Annotated in this window: 17 protein-coding genes; 9 read left to right on the top strand and 8 right to left on the bottom strand. The window is 71.6% G+C overall.

Features of this window, described 5'->3' with window-relative positions; genetic code table 11:
• Positions 1-25: 25 nt before the first annotated feature.
• Both npdG and ABZ848_RS02035 read right to left on the bottom strand, forming a co-directional pair.
• Positions 26-742, bottom strand: coding sequence for an NADPH-dependent F420 reductase (gene npdG / locus ABZ848_RS02040; RefSeq protein WP_360823711.1), 717 nt, complete (start codon positions 740-742; stop codon positions 26-28).
• 37 nt (positions 743-779) lie between these two features.
• A complete protein-coding gene (locus ABZ848_RS02035; RefSeq protein ID WP_360823709.1) occupies positions 780-1,853 on the bottom strand; it encodes a sialidase family protein in 1,074 nt (357 codons plus the stop codon).
• 155 nt (positions 1,854-2,008) lie between these two features.
• Between ABZ848_RS02035 and ABZ848_RS02030 the strand changes: the two genes are divergently transcribed.
• Positions 2,009-2,611 carry a hypothetical protein gene (locus tag ABZ848_RS02030; protein ID WP_360823706.1) on the top strand — a complete coding sequence of 201 codons (603 nt, stop codon included), beginning with the start codon at positions 2,009-2,011 and terminating at the stop codon, positions 2,609-2,611.
• A gap of 61 nt (positions 2,612-2,672) precedes the next feature.
• Positions 2,673-3,974 (top strand): MFS transporter, encoded by a 1,302-nt coding sequence (locus ABZ848_RS02025; protein ID WP_360823703.1) that lies wholly within the window; start codon positions 2,673-2,675, stop codon positions 3,972-3,974.
• On the opposite strand, the gene ABZ848_RS02020 is transcribed toward ABZ848_RS02025, so the two are convergent.
• Positions 3,975-4,208, bottom strand: coding sequence for a hypothetical protein (locus ABZ848_RS02020; RefSeq protein WP_242760726.1), 234 nt, complete (start codon positions 4,206-4,208; stop codon positions 3,975-3,977). It abuts the gene before it with no gap.
• Between the two features lie 58 nt (positions 4,209-4,266).
• Here ABZ848_RS02020 and map point away from each other — a divergent pair, with 58 nt between their 5' ends.
• Together map and ABZ848_RS02010 are read left to right on the top strand one after the other, a co-directional pair.
• Positions 4,267-5,124, top strand: a complete 858-nt coding sequence (gene map / locus ABZ848_RS02015; protein WP_360823699.1) for a type I methionyl aminopeptidase — start codon at positions 4,267-4,269, stop codon at positions 5,122-5,124.
• Positions 5,125-5,260: 136 nt separating this feature from the next.
• Positions 5,261-5,908: a biliverdin-producing heme oxygenase gene (locus ABZ848_RS02010; protein WP_360823696.1), complete on the top strand. Its 648-nt coding sequence runs from the start codon at positions 5,261-5,263 to the stop codon at positions 5,906-5,908.
• A gap of 9 nt (positions 5,909-5,917) precedes the next feature.
• Here ABZ848_RS02010 and ABZ848_RS02005 read toward each other — a convergent pair whose 3' ends face one another.
• From ABZ848_RS02005 to ABZ848_RS01995, 3 genes are all read right to left on the bottom strand, one after another.
• Positions 5,918-6,712: a hypothetical protein gene (locus tag ABZ848_RS02005; RefSeq protein WP_360823693.1), complete on the bottom strand. Its 795-nt coding sequence runs from the start codon at positions 6,710-6,712 to the stop codon at positions 5,918-5,920.
• Positions 6,713-6,796: 84 nt separating this feature from the next.
• On the bottom strand, positions 6,797-7,453 hold the full coding sequence (locus tag ABZ848_RS02000) for a PhzF family phenazine biosynthesis protein (RefSeq protein WP_360823690.1): 657 nt from the start codon (positions 7,451-7,453) through the stop codon (positions 6,797-6,799).
• Entirely contained in the window at positions 7,446-8,171 is a 726-nt protein-coding gene (locus ABZ848_RS01995) for a hypothetical protein (protein ID WP_360823687.1), read from the bottom strand. The genes ABZ848_RS02000 and ABZ848_RS01995 overlap by 8 nt, the downstream gene beginning before the upstream one ends.
• A gap of 205 nt (positions 8,172-8,376) precedes the next feature.
• Here ABZ848_RS01995 and ABZ848_RS01990 point away from each other — a divergent pair, with 205 nt between their 5' ends.
• On the top strand, positions 8,377-9,513 hold the full coding sequence (locus ABZ848_RS01990) for an NAD(P)/FAD-dependent oxidoreductase (RefSeq protein ID WP_360823684.1): 1,137 nt from the start codon (positions 8,377-8,379) through the stop codon (positions 9,511-9,513).
• A gap of 10 nt (positions 9,514-9,523) precedes the next feature.
• Here the strand turns inward: ABZ848_RS01990 and ABZ848_RS01985 are convergent, their stop codons facing one another.
• Positions 9,524-10,978, bottom strand: a complete 1,455-nt coding sequence (locus tag ABZ848_RS01985; RefSeq protein ID WP_360823681.1) for an HtaA domain-containing protein — start codon at positions 10,976-10,978, stop codon at positions 9,524-9,526.
• A gap of 62 nt (positions 10,979-11,040) precedes the next feature.
• Entirely contained in the window at positions 11,041-12,447 is a 1,407-nt protein-coding gene (locus ABZ848_RS01980; protein WP_360823678.1) for an HtaA domain-containing protein, read from the bottom strand.
• Positions 12,448-12,568: 121 nt separating this feature from the next.
• Here ABZ848_RS01980 and ABZ848_RS01975 point away from each other — a divergent pair, with 121 nt between their 5' ends.
• From ABZ848_RS01975 to efeO, 4 genes are all read left to right on the top strand, one after another.
• Positions 12,569-13,576, top strand: coding sequence for a hemin ABC transporter substrate-binding protein (locus tag ABZ848_RS01975; protein ID WP_360823675.1), 1,008 nt, complete (start codon positions 12,569-12,571; stop codon positions 13,574-13,576).
• Complete coding sequence (locus tag ABZ848_RS01970; RefSeq protein ID WP_360823672.1) at positions 13,573-14,658, top strand: iron ABC transporter permease; 1,086 nt, start codon at positions 13,573-13,575, stop codon at positions 14,656-14,658. The genes ABZ848_RS01975 and ABZ848_RS01970 overlap by 4 nt, the downstream gene beginning before the upstream one ends.
• Positions 14,655-15,503 carry a heme ABC transporter ATP-binding protein gene (locus ABZ848_RS01965; RefSeq protein WP_360823669.1) on the top strand — a complete coding sequence of 283 codons (849 nt, stop codon included), beginning with the start codon at positions 14,655-14,657 and terminating at the stop codon, positions 15,501-15,503. The genes ABZ848_RS01970 and ABZ848_RS01965 overlap by 4 nt, the downstream gene beginning before the upstream one ends.
• Before the next feature lie 198 nt (positions 15,504-15,701).
• Positions 15,702-16,841: an iron uptake system protein EfeO gene (efeO, locus tag ABZ848_RS01960; protein WP_360823666.1), complete on the top strand. Its 1,140-nt coding sequence runs from the start codon at positions 15,702-15,704 to the stop codon at positions 16,839-16,841.
• The last annotated feature ends 1 nt before the right edge of the window (position 16,842 follow it).

Genomic DNA, 16,842 nt, shown 5'->3' with positions numbered 1-16,842 from the left:
TCGCCCACCAGTGTCCCCCATCCGCTCATACGTCGGTGACGCGCAGCCCGGCGTGTGCCTTGTAGCGGCGGTTGACGGAGATCAGGTTCGCGACCAGGGACTCCACCTGGTGGGCGTTGCGCAGCCGCCCGGCGAAGACGCCGCGCATGCCGGGGATGCGGCCGGCCAGGGCCTGCACGATCTCGACGTCGGCCCGCTCCTCCCCCAGCACCATCACGTCGGTGTCGATCTCCTCGATCTCCGGGTCCTGGAGCAGCACGGCCGACAGGTGGTGGAAGGCGGCGGCGACCCGGGAGTCCGGCAGCAGCGCGGCGGCCTGCTCGGCGGCGCTGCCCTCCTCCGGCTTGAGCGCGTACGCGCCCTTCTTGTCGAAGCCGAGCGGGTTGACGCAGTCGACGACCAGCTTGCCGGCCAGTTCCTCGCGCAGGGACTCCAGCGTCTTGCCGTGTCCGTCCCACGGCACGGCGACGATCACGATGTCGCTGCGCCGGGCCGTCTCGGCGTTGTCGGCACCTTCGACACCGTGGCCGAGTTCGTCGGCGGCGGCCTGCGCGCGCTCCGCCGCACGCGAGCCGATGATCACCTTCTGGCCGGCCCTGGCCAACCGGTAGGCCAGGCCCTTGCCCTGCGGCCCGGTCCCGCCGAGGACGCCGACGACGAGCCCGGAGACGTCGGGCAGGTCCCACGGGTCCTTGGCGGGGGCCTTCGCGGGGGTCTGTGCAGCACTGTCGGTAGAGGTCATGGGCCGACTTTACGTGCGCCCCGGCAGCCTCGGCCGGTCAGGTGAGCCGCGTCACGGGGACCCTGCGCAGCACGATCCGCTCGTACGCGCCGAAGTCCCCCGTCTCGTAGAGGAGTCCGACGGTCGACCTGTCGATGCGGACCAGGTCGGAGTAGGCGGCGGGCAGGCCGTCGACGGTGTGGACCGGGCGCCAGGTCCTGCCGCTGTCGGTGGAGGCGCGGATGGTCATGAGGGCTCGGGCGGAGGCGTGGGCGGGGCCGGAGAAGAGGAGGACGTCCGGGTCGCGGAGCTGGAGGACGCTGCCCTCGCAGACCGGGCCGTCGAGGCCGGCCTGGGGTCGGAACGGGGTGTGGAGGGTCTTTCCGCCGTCCTCGGAGTGGGCGTCGGCGCGGTTGCCGGGGGCCGGGGAGTCGTTGCGGGTGTTGAAGTAGACGCGGCCGTCGGGGAGTTCGGCGGCCGTGGTCTCGTTGGCGTTGATGTAGCCGTCGGTGTTGTCGTCGACGTATCCGATGGACCAGGTCTCGCCACGGTCGTCGCTGAGCAGGCAGTGCCCGGCGTTGTACTGGGCCTCGGTGCCGAGGTCCGTGCCGGTGGGCGGCAGCGAGTGGTTGGCGGGGACGACGATCCGGCCGGTGCTCAGCTGGACGGCGTGCCCGGGCGCGGTGGCGTACCAGCGCCAGCCCGCCTTCTTCGCCTGCGCGGTGATCTCCTTGGGGCTCGACCAGGTGACCCCGTCGTCGTCGCTGTGCTGCACCCACACCCGGCGCCCGTCTGCGTCCTTCACCTTGCCGAGCCGGATCTCCGCCTCGGAGGCGGAGGCGGCGTTGCGGACGTGGACGAGGAGGACGCGGCCGGTGTCGAGGACGACCGGAGCGGGGTTGCCGGCGAGGTCGGTGCCGTTGCTCGCGGCGACCTGGAGCTTGCCCCAGGTGTTGCCGCCGTCCGTGGAGCGCTTGAGCACGATGTCGATGTGGCCGTGGTCGCTGGCGTTCTTGACCCGGCCCTCGCAGAAGGCGAGCAGGGTGCCCTTGGCGGTGGCGACGATCGCGGGGATGCGGTAACTCGCGTATCCCTCACGGCCCGCGCGGAAGGGGACGGATGCTTCGGCCATGGGCGCGCTCCTCGCGTTCTCGGCGACCGGGCGTGCTGCCGACCGGGCCACCGGTGATCGATCCGGGTCCCAGTAAGCCGATCCCTTCCCCAGGTCGGGCGAATTCGGGGTGAACTCCGGGTCACGAGTGCCCGGTTGGTGCAGGATGCGGGGGCATGGACGCCGTACGTGTCGCGCTGCTGCGTGAAGTGCTCGCCGGGACCGAGTGGTTGGGGGCCACGCGGAGGTTCGCGGGGGCGCTGCGCGGTTCGGTGGTGTCGCACGGGGGCGGTCTGCTGCTGGTGGGGACGCCGGAGTACGAGCCGTGGCATCTCGCGGCCCACCTGGTGGACGAGGCGGCGTGGTCGGGGACGCCGGAACTGACTCCGACGCTGGTACGACACGACGCGCGCGCCTCGGATCCGGCGCACCTGGCGGTGGGGCTGGGGCGGCTGGCGGGCGCCCGGCGCGGCGAGACCCTGCTGGTGGTGTCCCCGGACGGCCCGGCGGACCCCGTCCTGGAGCGGGTCCACGACGCCCGGCGGGCCGGTGCGACGGTGCTGGCGCTGGGCCCGTCCGACGGCGAACTGGCAGCGATGGCCCACGAGTCGCTCACGGTCCCCGAGGGCTCGGAGCTGGACCTGGACACGGTCCAGCACCTGGTCAGCGCGGCGGCGGGCGAGAACTCCCTGCCGACCCCGAGGGGCCACCGACGGCTACGGGACCGCCTCTCCCGCCTGGCCGACCAACTGACGGCACCGCCACCGACAGGCTGGTAGCCACGGCGTCGACGGAAAAGCAGTTGCTCCTGGCACGCACCCCGCCCGACCATGACCCTTCGTGACCGCCGACGCCCCCTCCCGCCTCCGCGCCATCCTCCCCGACCTCGCCCCCTGGAGGGCCTCCCGCGACTTCCGGCGGCTGTGGGTCTCGGGGACCATCTCGTACTTCGGCAGCTTCCTCACCTTCGTCGCGCTGCCCGTGCAGCTCAAGGAGCTGACCGGGTCGGCCGCGGCGGTCGGGGCGATCGGCGCCGTGGAGCTGCTGCCGCTGCTCGTGTTCGGGCTGTACGGCGGTGCGCTCGCCGACGCGCTGGACAAGCGGAAGCTGATCGTGTGGACAGAGGCCGGTCAGGGCCTGCTCAGCGCCGCGCTGCTGCTCAACGCGCTGCTGCCGCACCCCGCCGTCTGGCCGCTGTACGCCGTCGCCGCCCTCTCCTCCGCCCTGGTCTCGGTCCAGCGCCCGGCGATCGACTCGCTCTGGCCCCGGATCGTGGCCCACGACCACATGACCGCGGCGGCCTCCCTCAACTCCCTGCGCTGGACGGTCGGCGGCGTCGCGGGCCCGGCGGTGGCCGGCGTGGTCGTGGCGTACGCGGGGCTCGGCTGGGCGTACGGCGCGGACCTGCTGACGTTCGTCGTGTCGGTCGTCCTCATCTTCCGCATCGCCGCCTCCCCCGCCGCGCACGAGGCCGCGAAGCCGTCGCTGAAGGCGATCGCGGAGGGCGCCCGGTACGCCTGGGGCCGCAAGGATCTCCTCGGCACCTACGCCGTGGACCTCGCCGCGATGTTCCTGGCGATGCCGCTGGCCGTACTGCCGTTCCTCGCCGACGAGTTGGACGCGAACTGGTCGCTGGGCCTGATGTACGCGACCGTGCCGTTCGGCTCGATGCTGGTGGGCCTGACCGCGGGCTGGACCTCGCGGGTGCACCGGCACGGCCGGATGGTGGTGCTGTCGGCCGCCCTGTGGGGCCTGGCGATCGCGGCGGCCGGTGTCGTCGGCAACGTATGGCTGGTGCTGCTGTTCCTGACCGTGGCCGGCGGCTGCGACATGGTCAGCGGGATCTTCCGCGGGGCCATGTGGAACCAGACGATCCCGGACGAGCTGCGCGGGCGGCTCGCCGGGATCGAGCTGCTGTCGTACTCGGTCGGCCCGACCGTCGGCCAGGTCAGGTCGGGCGGCTTCGCCGCGTGGTGGGGCGTACGGGCGTCGGTCTGGTCCGGCGGCCTGCTGTGCGCGGGTGCGGTCGGGCTGCTCGCGCTGTGCCTGCCGAAGCTGATGACGTACGACGCGCGCACGGACGAGCACGCGGTACGGCTGCGCGAGCGGCGCGCCTCGGCAGCCGTACCGGCGCGGGCCTGATCAGTCCTCGTCGGTGCCGCTGCCCGCGGGGGCGTCGTGCCACTTCGGGTCGTTCTCCCACTGGAGGTTGCGCTCGCGGGCCGTCGCCATCGCGTGCTCGGCCTCCTGCCGGGAGGCGTACGGGCCGAAGCGGTCCTTGGCGGGGCACTCGGGCCCCTCCTCGACCTTCTTGTGCTCCAGGCAGTAGTACCACTCGCCCGGCTTACCGACCGTGCGCTTCTTGAACAAGGCCATGACCTGCTCCTCTCGCCTACGACATGTTCCCCCACCGCGGCTCGTTAGACTCGCTGGCATGTCTGGCCAGTCGCTGCTCGTTCCAGGGGAGCTCTCCCCCACCCGTTCCGTCCCCGGCAACATCCGGCGGCCCGAGTACGTCGGCAAGCCCGCGCCGACGCCGTACACCGGGCCGGAGGTGCAGACGCCCGAGACCGTCGAGGCGATGCGGCTCGCCGGGCGGATCGCCGCGCGGGCGATGGAAGAGGCCGCGAAGCTGATCGCGCCGGGTGTCACCACCGACGAACTGGACAAGGTCGCGCACGAGTACATGTGCGACCACGGCGCCTATCCCTCGACGCTCGGCTACCGCGGCTTCCCCAAGTCGCTGTGCACCTCCGTCAACGAGGTGATCTGCCACGGCATTCCGGACTCGACGCTGCTGCGGGACGGCGACATCGTCAACCTGGACGTGACGGCGTACATCGGCGGGGTGCACGGTGACAACAACGCGACGTACCTGGTCGGGGACGTCGACGAGGAGAGCCGGCTGCTGGTGGAGCGGACCCGGGAGTCGCTCACCCGCGCGATCAAGGCGGTGAAGCCGGGCCGGCAGATCAATGTCATCGGCCGGGTCATCGAGTCGTACGCCAAGCGCTTCGGGTACGGCGTGGTGCGGGACTTCACGGGGCACGGCATCAACTCGTCGTTCCACTCCGGGCTGATCATCCCGCACTACGACAGCCCGCACGCGACGACGGTCATGCAGCCCGGGATGACCTTCACCATCGAGCCGATGCTGACGCTGGGGACGCACGAGTACGACATGTGGGACGACGGCTGGACGGTCGTCACGAAGGACCGCAGGCGGACGGCGCAGTTCGAGCACACGCTGGTGGTGACGGAGACGGGGGCGGACATTCTCACGCTGCCGTAAGGATCTTCTTGGCCCGCTCCCTGCTGGGGGCGGGTCCTTTCTTGTACGCTTTTACCGACAGGCTGTCGGCAACTTTACCGACGAAGGGTCGGGAAGGCTGTTGACTTAGGTAAGCCTTACCTTAGAGGATGGGCTCATGGACTCCTTCTCGACAGTCATCCGCACCGCCTCGCACGAGCAGCACATGGAGGCGGAGACCTCGACGTTCATGAGCGACCTGCTGGGCGGACGGCTCGGGGTGGACGCGTACGCGCGCTACACCGAGCAACTGTGGTTCGTCTACGAGGCGTTGGAGACCGGCACCGAGCGGCTGGCCGCCGATCCGGTGGCGGGGCCCTTCATCCGGCCGGAGCTGTTCCGGCGGGCGGCACTGGAGCGGGACCTGGCGCATCTGCGGGGTGCGCGGTGGCGGGCGGGACTGCGGGCGCTGCCGGAGACGGAGGAGTACGCGGCGCGGGTGAAGGAGTGTGCCGACGGCTGGCCCGCCGGCTACATCGCCCACCACTACACCCGCTACCTCGGCGACCTCTCCGGCGGGCAGATCATCCGCGGCAAGGCCGAGAAGACATGGGGCTTCGCGCGCAAGGGCGACGGGGTCCGCTTCTACGTGTTCGAGGAGATCACCAACCCGGCCGCCTTCAAGCGGGGTTACCGCGAGCTGCTGGACGCGATCCCGGCGGACGAACTGGAGAAGCAGCGGGTGGTGACGGAGTGCAAGCGGGCGTTCGCGCTCAACACGGCGGTGTTCCGGGCGTTGGGGGAGGAGTTCCCGCTGTCTGCGTGAGGGCATGCGTCAGCGTCGGGGCCGACGGCTGGCCTGCTCCTTCCAGGTGTCCTGGGCCGCCCGCAGCAGGGCACCGACCCGCTCCCGCTCGGTGGCCGCGTACTTCCCGGCCTTGGCGACCTCGGCGCGGCCCGTCTCCTCGGTCCGCGCCAGCTCGGCCTTGAGCCGCGCGATCTCGGCATCGACCTCGGCGGCCTCCGCGCGCCGCTCCCGCCAGAAATCCGCGTCCTCCACCACCTGGTTGCAGATCTCGTCGTGCAGGACGTGGACGGCCGCCTCGTCGTACTCGGTGTACGGGTACCGAGCGCTGCGCCGCTTGCCCTTCGGCCCCTTCACCTCGATGTAGGCGTACGTCTGCGCGGTGTCCCAGCTGACCTCGAGGCCGGCCAACGGCCACTGCTCGGTGGTCCTTCTCCGGGGCTCCCCCTCGCCCCGGTCCTCCTCGTGCACGAACAGCAGGGCGTGCTCGTACAACTCCAGCTCCCCCAGCCACCGTCCGGGCGCAACCTTCTCGCCCGGCCCGACCCTCAGCAGCGCTTCCTTCGCCGCCTTCCGCTCCCGGAGCCGCTGCTCGTACTTCCCGACCGCGTCCGAGAGCCGCCGCTCGGCCTGCGCCACGTCCAGGTCGACGGCACGGCAGGTGTCCCGTTTCGCCGACCGCGCTGCTCTGAGCGCCTTCCTCGCCGCACGCTCGTCAGCCCCCAAGCCGACCGAATACCGCCAATGCCCCGCATCGCAGGGGTAGTTGAAGAACCACCAGCCCGCGAGGCACACCACGACCACGCCCGCCACCCACCAAGCCACGGACCCGCCCCCCTGCACCCGTCCCCACGACGGCTTCAGTGTGGCGGCACTCCCGGCCCCCGGCCAGATGGCCCGCGGCCGGTGTCAGCGTTCCGGCTGGCGTTCCAGGACGACGCGGCCGCCTATCTCCACCCAGCCGTACGGCTGGGGCGCGGTGAGGATCTGGGAGCCCGTGCCCTGGGTGATGTTGAGGGCACGGCCGAGGCGGTCCGTGAGGAGGAGGGCCGCCGCGCCCGTCGCCTCGTCCTCGTCGATGCCGTCGTCCCGGCCGGGGAAGCCGCGCGCACGGACCCGCCCGGCCGGCTCGTCCTCCCAGGCCCAGGCGTAGATCCACTCCCCCTTCGGCGGCACGGGAAGGTCGTCCACCTCGGCCGGCGTCGCGTACTGCCGCAACGTCCGCGCCGGCGCCCACTCCGCCCGCGCCTCGATCCAGCTGAACTCCCCGTCCTGCCGGGCCCCGACGGCACCGGCGGGCGTGACCAGCTCCTCCACGTCGAGCAGCCAGGCCGAGCCGACGCACGGGTGACCGGCGAAGGGCAGGCGCAGGGTCGGGGTGTAGATGTCGATGACCCCGCGCTCGGGGTCGTCGACGAACACGGTCTCACTGAACCCGAGCTTCGCGGCGAACGCCTGCCGCTCGGCCCGCCCGGGCATGACGGATCCCTCACGGACGACACCGAGTTCGTTGCCGTAACCGCCGTTGGGCGCGCAGAAGACGCGGAGCACGTCGTAGTCAGTCACGGGGGCATTCAAACATCGCGCGGGCGGCCAGGTCCTCCCAGGTGGCGGGGGTGCCAGGGAAGGGCCAGAGGTCCGTGTGGGTCTCCTCGTACGGCAGCCATGCCATGGTGTCGGCGTACCCCGCTTCCAGAGCGGCCCGTTGACGTGCTCTGCCGGGTGACAGCCGGGCCGGCCGCTCCCCGTGCGACGCGGCCAGTACGGGCGCGAGCGTGCCCTCGCGGGCGTGCTTGCGGTACGCCTTCACGCGCGGGGCGTCCGGCGGCGAGAGGCGGCGCAGGGGTACGACGCCGTGCCAGCCGCCTCCGCAGAGCAGTTCGAGGCGGCCGTCCGGCCACTCGGTCACCAGGTCCTCGGTCCAGATGCCGGGCGCGAAGGAGCTGCGCACGGTGAGCGACCAACGCCCGTCGTACAGCGGGCCGTCGGCAGCATCCTCCAGCCAACTGGCATACCGATGCAGCCAGTTGCCGGGGCTGAGCATCGCGGCGGAGCGGACGGGTGGCAGTGGCGAGCGGTAGCCGTCGAGGCGGCGCAGGTGGAGTTCGCGGCAGCAGTGGTCCTCGTCCAGCAACCGGCCCAGCATCAGCGGCCGTTCGCCCTGCCGCAGCAGCCGCCGTCCGCCGTCGGCGGTCTCGAAGCGCAACGGAGGCGGACCGGGCCGGCCCGACACGGCCAGCACGAGCGGGCCGCCCGGCAGCGGTTCCCTGGTCGCCCTGTTCATGGGCACCAGTGTCGGGGACGAGCCCGGGGCTTCGGAAACGGGTTACGGCGAGGCAGTGGCGGCGCCCCGGATCCGCGCTGTCGGTGATCCATAGGCGCTGTCGGTTCCGTGTCGGTGGGTTGTCGGTGGGGCGTCGGTGGGGGTTGGCACCTTCGAGGCACGGCCGCCGGAGATCATCCGGCGGCACCGATCCCGAGGAGTCAGCATGGCCACCACCCCTGTCACGATCATCGGCGCCGGACTCGGCGGACTCACGCTCGCCCGTGTCCTGCACGTCCACGGCATCCCCGTCACCGTCTACGAGGCCGAGGCCTCCCCCGCGGCCCGTACGCAGGGCGGGATGCTCGACATCCATGACTACAACGGGCAGCTCGCCCTGGAGGCGGCCGGGCTGATGGAGGAGTTCCGGGCCATCGTCCTGGAGGGCCGCCAGGCCATGCGGGTCCTCGACACGGACGGGACCGTCCTGTTCGAGGAGGCCGACGACGGCACCGGCGGCCGCCCCGAGGTGATGCGCGGCGAGCTGCGGGACATACTGCTCGGCTCGCTCCCGGCAGGCACCGTCCGCTGGGGCCACAAGGTCAGCGGCACCCGCGCCCTCGGCGACGGGCGTCACGAGGTGACGTTCGCCGACGGCAGCACCGTCGAGACCGGCCTGCTGGTCGGCGCGGACGGCGCCTGGTCCCGGGTGCGGCCGCTGCTCACCGACGCCGTACCCGAGTACACCGGCACGTCGTGTGTCGACATCTACCTGTACGAGGCCGACACCCGGCACCCCGCCGCCGCGAAGGCGGTCGGCGGCGGGTCGTTGATGGCGCCCTCGCCGGGCCAGGAGATCTTCGCGCACCGGGAGAGCGGCGACACCCTGCACACCTACGTGATGCTCAGCAGGCCGCAGGAGTGGTTCGCCGGCATCGACTTCACGGACGCCGCCGCGGCGGGCACGCGCATCGCGGCGGAGTTCGAGGGCTGGGCGCCGGAGCTCACCGCGCTGATCACCGACGGTGACACGACGCCGGTGCTGCGTCCCTACCACGCCCTGCCGCACGGGCTGCGGTGGGAGCGGGTGCCGGGCGTGACCCTGCTCGGCGACGCCGCCCACCTTCAGGCCCCGAACGGCGAGGGCGCCAACCTGGCCATGCTCGACGGCGCGGAGCTCGGCAAGGCCCTCGCCGCGCGCCCCGACGACGTCGAGGCGGCGCTCGCCGAGTACGAGGAGGGGATGTTCGTGCGCAGCGCCGAGACCGTGGTCTTCGAAGGCGCCGACATCCACGAGATCGACTCCGAGCACAACACGGCCCAGCGCCTGATCAGCCTGTTCACCGAACACGACAAGGGCTGACCCCGCGGGTCTACTCCGCCGCCCGGCGCCTCCGCATCGCGAGCACCACGCCCGCGCCCGCCGCCACGATCGCCGCCGCTGCCGCGCCCAGCGCCGCCACCGGGGTGTCCGAGCCGGTCGACGCGAGGGCGCCGGAGAGGCCGCCGGTCGTGGAGCCCGTGACACCGCCGCTCGTCGTGGCGGACGCGTCGGCGGTCGCGGAGCCGCCGGAGGTGCCCGACTCCCCGTCCCCGGAGGGGAGTTCGGCGTCGGCGCTCAGGGCCACGGACAGGTCGACCGGGTCGAGTTCGGTGCCCTTCTCGTAGTAGCCGCTGAAGGCCTCGGCACCGGCGGCGGTCAGGGTCGCGGAGACGTCGTCGACGGTGATGACGTCGTCCTTCGCGGTGAGCTCGGCCGAGTCCGCCTTCAGGTCGGCGAGGACCACGTCCTGCGACTTCTCGCCGAGGCTGGTGACGTCCGCGGTCAGTTCGCCGGTGCCGCCGTCGAGGGTGGCCCTGAGGTCGGAGAGCGTGAGGTCGAGGGCGTAAGTGCCGTTCGTCTCATGGCCCTTGAAGTTCACGGCGCCCTCGAAGGAGGCGGCGAGGGTGTCGGCGTCGGTGTCGTACGTGCCCGTGGCGCCGGTGAAGGTGAAGGGCCCGTTGCCGGTGGCCTGGGTCGCGCCGTCGGACGCGGTGATCTTCCCGTTGGCGACGCTGCCGACGACGTACGTGCGGAAGGACTCCTTGACGCCCCAGCCGAGCTCGCCGTCGACGATGTCGCCCTTGGTCGCGGCCTCGGTGGCGGAGGGCGAGGCACTCGTGCTGGCGGAGGGCGACGGCGTCGTGCTCTGCGACGCGGACGGGGACGTGGACGTGGACGGCGATGTCGTGGCCGACGTGGAGTCGGACGGGGACGGCGACCCGGACGTCGTCGTCTTCTGTACGACGCTCAGCGGGTCCCCGGCCGCGCCCTCGTAGCTCGCGCTGCCGAAGACGTCCGCGGCCTCCTTGGTGAGCGTGGTCGCCATGTCCGTCATCGCCTGGGTGACGGTGACCTTGGCCAGCGGCACGTCGTCCGTCGTCGTGCCGTCCTTCGTCACGTCGGCGGTGATCTCGGCGTCCGCGCTGTCGAACTTCACGTCGGACAGGGCGATCTCGAAGCCGTGCAGATCGGACTTGATGTCCAGGCCGCCCTTGAAGGCGAGGTCCACGGTGTGCGCGGTGGAGTCGTAGGAGCCGGTGCCCTCGGTGAAGGTGAACGGCCCGTTGTCGGCGGCCTGCGTCGCGCCGTCGGAGGGCGTGAAGGTGCCCTTCGCGAAGGTGGTGACGTAGGTGCGGTACGACTGCTTGATGCCCCAGGTCAACTCGTAGCCGGAGAGCGGCACTTCGGCGGCGGAGGCCGTGGTGGCCAGCGCGGTGGCACCGAGGGCGGCGGCCGTCGCCACGGAGGCGGCGATGGCTATGGCTCGGCGCTGTCTGACGGGCATGGGGTTCTCCTTGAGGGTGGGTGGGCGTGAAATACGCCAAGTAGCGGAAGTGGTACGGGTGTTCAGTCGCCGTCGGCTGCCTCGGATGCCGCGGGCTCCACCGCGACGCGCGTGCGGCGGGCACGGACGAGCGCGTAGGCCGCGGCGGCCAGCAGTACCGAGCCGGCCGCCAGGCCGACCGGGAGGGCCGGGAAGCCACCGCCGTCGCCGGTGCTGCTCGCGACGGGCGCCGTCGACGCCTGCTTCGGTGTCGCGCTGGGCGTGGGCGTGCTGCCCAGGTCGGGCAGGGCGGGGAGTTCGGCGTCGGCGGTGAGGGCGACGGCGAGGGAGACCGGGTCCATCGCGGTGCCGGGCTGGTACATCCCGCCGAAGGCCTTCGCCCCGTCGGCGGTGAGCTTCGCGGGCGCCTCGGTGAGCTTGGCGAGCCCGCCCGCCGCCTTGAGCCCCTTCGCGGTGAAGGTGACCAACGGGACCTTCTTCTCAGTCAGTTCAGGGCTGGTGACGTCGGCGTAGAGGGTGCCCTTGCCGTCCTCGACCGCGGCCCGCACGGCGCTCAGCTCCAGATCGAGCCCGTGCGCACCGGTGAAGCGGACCGTGCCCTTGAACGACGCCGTCAACTCGCCGTCCTTGTACGTCCCTTGACCGCCCGGGAAGCGGAAGAGGGCGCCGCCGTCCTCGGCCCCCGCCGACAGCGTCCACTTGCCCTCGGCGATGTCCCCGGTGACGTACTCGCGGAAGGTCCTGCGCACACCCCAGTCGACGGCACCGTCCGTCAGCTCGTCGCCCGAAGTCTCCTTCTTGGCAGGCGACTTGGAGGCCTTCGGCGTGCTGGACGCCTTCGGGGTCGCCGCCGCCTGTACGTCCGCCTCCAGGCTCACCGGGTCCAGTGCGGTCCCGGCGGTGTAGTAGCCGGCGAAGGACTTGGCGCCCTGGGCGGTGAGGGTGGCGGGCAGGTTGTTCAGGGTGACGGAGGTGCCGGCGCCCTTCATGGAGATGGAGCCGAGGGAGAGGGAGGCGAAGGGCACCTGTGTGGACGTCGTGACCGTCCCGGTGCCCTTCGCCTTGCTGACGATGTCCACGTAGAGCGTCCCCGTGGACCCGGAGATGCTCACCGTCGGACGGCTGATGGTGAGGTCGAGCTGGTAGACCCCGGCGTCGGTCCTGTGGCCCACGAAGTGGACCCCGCCCGAGAAGCCGGCCCGGAAGGCACCGCTGCCGCCGTCGTAGGTGCCGGTCGCCGAGTGGAAGCGGAAGGTGCTCGCACCCACCGTGGCGGCGCCCCCGGTCAGGGAGTAACTCCCCTTCGCGATGGGCCCGGTGACGTAGCTCTGGAAGGAGGACTTGATGCCCCAGTCGAGCCGGCCGCCCTGCACGGTACGGCTCGCCGCCTGAGCAGTGGCCGTGGGGAGCAGGGCGCCGAGGACGACCGCGCACAACACGGTGACCAGGGCTCTGAGGCGCGCGGGCATGGGCGGTCCTCCGGATACGACAGCCGGTAGCGAACGAAGGTAAGGCTAACCTAAGCTTTCTCGTGCTCATACGGGAACCCGTCCCCACACGGGAAGTCGACCGAGAGGAACGGACCGGACCGTGCCACGCTTGCGCACCCGACTGGCGGGAGCACTGCTGTCCGTGCTCGCCCTGACCCTGACCGCGACCGCCTGCGGAGGCTCCACCCAGGCCGCCCCGAAGAAGGCCGCCGCCACGGCCGCGAACCGGGTCGAGCCGCTGACGGACGCCCCGCGGCCGAAGCTCCCCGTCACGGTCACCGGCGCCGACGGAAAGAAGGTGACCGTCCGGGAGGCGCGGCGCATCGTCCCGCTCTCCGGCAGCCTCAGCGAGATCGTCTTCACGCTCGGGCTCGGCGACCGGGTCGTCGCCCGTGACATCACCGCCACCTTCCAGCAGGCGGCGAAACTCCCCGTGGTCACCCGCAACCACGACGTCTCCGCCGAGAGCGTGCTGTCCCTCAAGCCCGACCTGGTGCTCGCCGAGACCACCACGGGCCCCGACGAGGCGATGGACCAGATCCGCGCCGCCGGCATCCCGGTCCTGGTCGTCGACGCGGCCCAGGGCCTCGCCGACGTGGGCCCGCGCATCCGGACGGTGGCCGACGCGCTGGGCGTACCGGCGGCGGGCAAGGAGCTGACGGACCGCTCCGAGCAGCGAATCGCCGCCGTGCGCAAGGCGGTTCCGCACGAGAAGAAGAAGCCGCGGGTCGCCTTCCTCTATCTCCGCGGCTCCGCCTCCGTCTACCTCATCGGTGGCAAGGGCTCGGGCGCGACCTCCCTCATCGAGGCGGCCGGAGCGGTCGACGCGGGCGCCGAGTCGGGCCTGGACAAGGACTTCACCGCCATCACCAGCGAGGCCCTGGTCAAGGCGGCACCGGACGCGATCCTCGTCATGACGAAGGGACTTGAGTCCGTCGGCGGCATCGACGGCCTGGTGAAGATCCCCGGTGTCGCCCAGACCCCGGCCGGGCTGGACCGCAGGGTCGTGTCGATCGAGGACGGGGTGCTGCTCAACTACGGGCCGCGGACGGACCAGGTGCTGAAGTCCGTCGTGCAGCAGCTCTACGGCAAGGGCGGCGCCGAATGACCGTACTGGAGAAGGCGGTTGACGAGACGTCACCCCCGGCCGTCGAAGGCGGACGCCGCAGCACCGCCTGGCTGCTGACCGTCTCCCTGGCCGCCGCCCTGCTCGCGCTGGTCCCGGTGGCCGCCTCCCTGGGCGCCTATCCGGTCCCGGTCGGGGACGTGCTCGACTCCGTGCTGCACCATCTCGGGCTCGGTGGACAGGAGTTGGACCGGGTCGCCGAGTCCGTCCTCTGGAACGTCCGCTTCCCCAGGATCGTGCTCGCGCTCCTCGTCGGGGCCTCGCTGGGGTGCGCGGGCGCGCTGATGCAGGGCGTGTTCGGCAACCCGCTCGCCGAGCCGGGAGTCATCGGCGTCTCGTCCGGGGCGGCCGTCGGGGCGGTCGGCGCGATCGCGTTCGGCCTCGACTTCCTCGGCACGTGGACGGTCTCGGCCTTCGCCTTCGTGTCCGGGCTCGCGACGGTGCTCCTCGTGTACGCGATGTCCCGCTCGGGTGGCCGTACGGAGGTCGTCACGCTCATCCTGACCGGCATCGCCGTGAACGCCTTCGCGGGCGCGCTGATCGGTCTGTTCCTCTTCTTCGCGGACACGGCGGCTGTCAACCAGATCACCTTCTGGCAGCTCGGCTCCCTCTCCCAGGCGACCTGGCCGAAGGTCCTGGCGGTCCTGCCGTGCGCGGCGATCGGCCTGACCGTGGCGCCGCTGTACGCCCGCCGCCTGGACCTCCTCTCCCTCGGCGAACGCCCCGCCCGCCACCTGGGCGTGGAGGTGGAACGCCTCCGTATCGCCCTGATCCTGGTCATCGCCCTGCTGACGGCGGCGGCGGTGAGCGTCTCGGGCATCATCGGCTTCGTCGGCCTGGTCGTCCCCCACCTGCTGCGCATGGCGGCGGGCCCCGGCCACCGCTTCCTGATCCCGGCGAGCGCGCTGCTGGGCGCGCTGGTCCTCTTGGCCGCGGACCTCACCGCCCGCACGATCGCGTCCCCGGCGGAACTCCCCCTGGGCGTCCTGACCGCCCTGCTGGGCAGCCCGTTCTTCTTCTGGCTGCTCCGCAGAACCCGCCGCAGGCAAGGAGGTTGGGCATGATTTCCGCGGTTGCTTCTTTTCTCCGCCGCAACGGCGCTCAACCGCAGCGGCGCATCCCGGCGGTTCCGAACCCGTCGCAACCCCTCGCCGAAGCCGAGGCCCTCCATATCGACCTCGGCCCCCGAGAAGTCCTCCACGGCGTCGACATCACAGTCCGCCCCGGCGAGATCCTCGCCCTCGTCGGCCCCAACGGCGCCGGCAAGTCCACGCTCCTCAGCGCGCTCGCCGCCGACCTCACACCGACCCGAGGCGCCGTACGTATACACGGCCGCCCCGCCACGGAGTGGACCGCTCCCGAACTCGCCCTCCGCCGGGCCGTCCTCCCCCAATCGGCCACCCTCGCCTTCCCCTTCACGGTGGAGGAGGTCGTCCGCATGGGCCGCGCACCCCACGCCACCTCCCCCGCCGAGGACGACCTGGCCGTCGTACAGGCGATGTCCGCCACCGAGGTCACCCCTTTCGCCCGCCGCCCGTTCTCGGCCCTCAGCGGCGGCGAACGCGCCCGCGTCGCCCTCGCCCGGGTCCTGGCCCAGCAGACCCCCCTCCTCCTGCTCGACGAACCGACCGCCGCCCTCGACCTGAAACATCAGGAACTCGTGCTGGGGCTGTGCCGGCAGAGGGCGCGTCAAGGGGACGGTGTCGTCGTCGTGTTGCACGATCTGGCGCTCGCCGCCGCGTACGCGCACCGCGTCGCGATTCTGTGCGCCGGTCGTGTCGCGGCCGAGGGCCCGCCGGCGGAGGTCTTCACGGAGGCCCGGCTCTCCGAGGTCTACGACCAGCCCGTGGAGGTCGTCCGGCACCCCCGCACGGACGCGCTCCTGATCACCCCGAAGCGGAACCTTTGAATTTCCTTTGACCTTTTCTTGGGGTCTGTTTTAGGCCACCGTGATCGGTCCGTGCTCATACGGCGTCCATGAGAGCTGAATCACCGCATGGGTGGGTATCACGCAGGCAAGCCTTAGATAAGTTAGGCGAGCCTCACCATCCCTGTGTGAGCCCCGACACGCGATTTTTCGCCAGCCCTTGAGCCGCTTGGAGCCCGAATGCGAGCCGCCAGACTCACCGTTGTCACCGCCGTTGCCACCGCGGCGGCCCTGACCGCCGTCACGGGCTGCACCGAGAAGAGCAAGGGCGACGGTGACGCCGCGATCAAGGTGACCGCCGCCGACGCCAAGTGCGAGACCTCCACCAAGTCGGTGCCGGCCGGCCAGGTCACCCTGAAGATCGAGAACACCGGCTCGAAGGCGACCGAGGTCGAGATCCTCTTCCCGGACGACCGGATCGTCTCCGAGAAGGAGAACATCGGGTCGGGTACGAAGTACACGCTCACCGCCGAGGTGAAGGCGGGCGAGTACGAGATCGCCTGCCGGCCCGGCATGAAGGGCCACGGCGTCCGGCAGAAGCTGACCGTCACCGGCTCCGGCACGGTCGCCAAGCGCAACCCCAAGCTGGACAAGGCCGTCGCCGCCTACCGCGAGTACGCGCAGGAGCAGGCCGACGCGACCATCCCGAAGGTGGAGACCTTCGTCGAGGCGATCAAGGCCGGCGACCTCAAGGCCGCCCAGGACGCCTACGCGCCCTCCCGCGTCGGCTGGGAGCGCACCGAGCCGATCGCCGAGTCCTTCGGCGACATCGACCCGAAGACCGACACCCGCGCGGACGGCCTGGAGAAGGGCCAGAAGTGGACCGGCTGGCACGCGCTGGAGAAGGCGCTGTGGCAGGACAAGAAGATCGGCGCCGACCAGAAGACCCTGGCCGACCAGCTGCTCACCGACCTGAAGGACTGGCAGAAGCGGGTCGGCAAGGCCGAGATCACCCCGACCTCGATGGCCAACGGCGCCAAGGAGCTGCTCGACGAGGTCGCCACCGGCAAGGTCACCGGCGAGGAGGACCGCTACTCGCACACCGACCTGTCCGACTTCAAGGCCAACGTCGAAGGTGCGCAGAAGGCGTACGAGCTGCTCAAGCCGGTCGCGCAGACCAATGACAAGGCGCTGACGACCGAGCTGGACAAGCAGTTCGCGGCGCTGGACACGACGCTCGACAAGTACCGCACGGACAAGACCTCCGACGGCTTCGTGTCGTACGACACCGTCACCGAGGAGCAGCGCAAGGAGCTGTCGGACGCGGTGAACGCGCTCGCGGAGCCGCTGTCCAAGCTCGCCGCCGCCGTCGTGAAGTAGG

Origin of the sequence: Streptomyces sp. NPDC047081 (genome assembly GCF_040643775.1) — a bacterium.
Lineage (GTDB): Bacteria > Actinomycetota > Actinomycetes > Streptomycetales > Streptomycetaceae > Streptomyces.
This window is presented reverse-complemented; position numbering and strand designations above follow the sequence as displayed.

Coding starts and splice junctions, on each gene's coding strand:
- npdG (WP_360823711.1), bottom strand. CDS start 742: ATGACCTCTACCGACAGTGCTGCACAGACCCCCGCGAAGGCCCCCGCC.
- ABZ848_RS02035 (WP_360823709.1), bottom strand. CDS start 1,853: ATGGCCGAAGCATCCGTCCCCTTCCGCGCGGGCCGTGAGGGATACGCG.
- ABZ848_RS02030 (WP_360823706.1), top strand. CDS start 2,009: ATGGACGCCGTACGTGTCGCGCTGCTGCGTGAAGTGCTCGCCGGGACC.
- ABZ848_RS02020 (WP_242760726.1), bottom strand. CDS start 4,208: ATGGCCTTGTTCAAGAAGCGCACGGTCGGTAAGCCGGGCGAGTGGTAC.
- map (WP_360823699.1), top strand. CDS start 4,267: ATGTCTGGCCAGTCGCTGCTCGTTCCAGGGGAGCTCTCCCCCACCCGT.
- ABZ848_RS02010 (WP_360823696.1), top strand. CDS start 5,261: ATGGACTCCTTCTCGACAGTCATCCGCACCGCCTCGCACGAGCAGCAC.
- ABZ848_RS01995 (WP_360823687.1), bottom strand. CDS start 8,171: ATGAACAGGGCGACCAGGGAACCGCTGCCGGGCGGCCCGCTCGTGCTG.
- ABZ848_RS01990 (WP_360823684.1), top strand. CDS start 8,377: ATGGCCACCACCCCTGTCACGATCATCGGCGCCGGACTCGGCGGACTC.
- ABZ848_RS01985 (WP_360823681.1), bottom strand. CDS start 10,978: ATGCCCGTCAGACAGCGCCGAGCCATAGCCATCGCCGCCTCCGTGGCG.
- ABZ848_RS01980 (WP_360823678.1), bottom strand. CDS start 12,447: ATGCCCGCGCGCCTCAGAGCCCTGGTCACCGTGTTGTGCGCGGTCGTC.
- ABZ848_RS01970 (WP_360823672.1), top strand. CDS start 13,573: ATGACCGTACTGGAGAAGGCGGTTGACGAGACGTCACCCCCGGCCGTC.
- ABZ848_RS01965 (WP_360823669.1), top strand. CDS start 14,655: ATGATTTCCGCGGTTGCTTCTTTTCTCCGCCGCAACGGCGCTCAACCG.
- efeO (WP_360823666.1), top strand. CDS start 15,702: ATGCGAGCCGCCAGACTCACCGTTGTCACCGCCGTTGCCACCGCGGCG.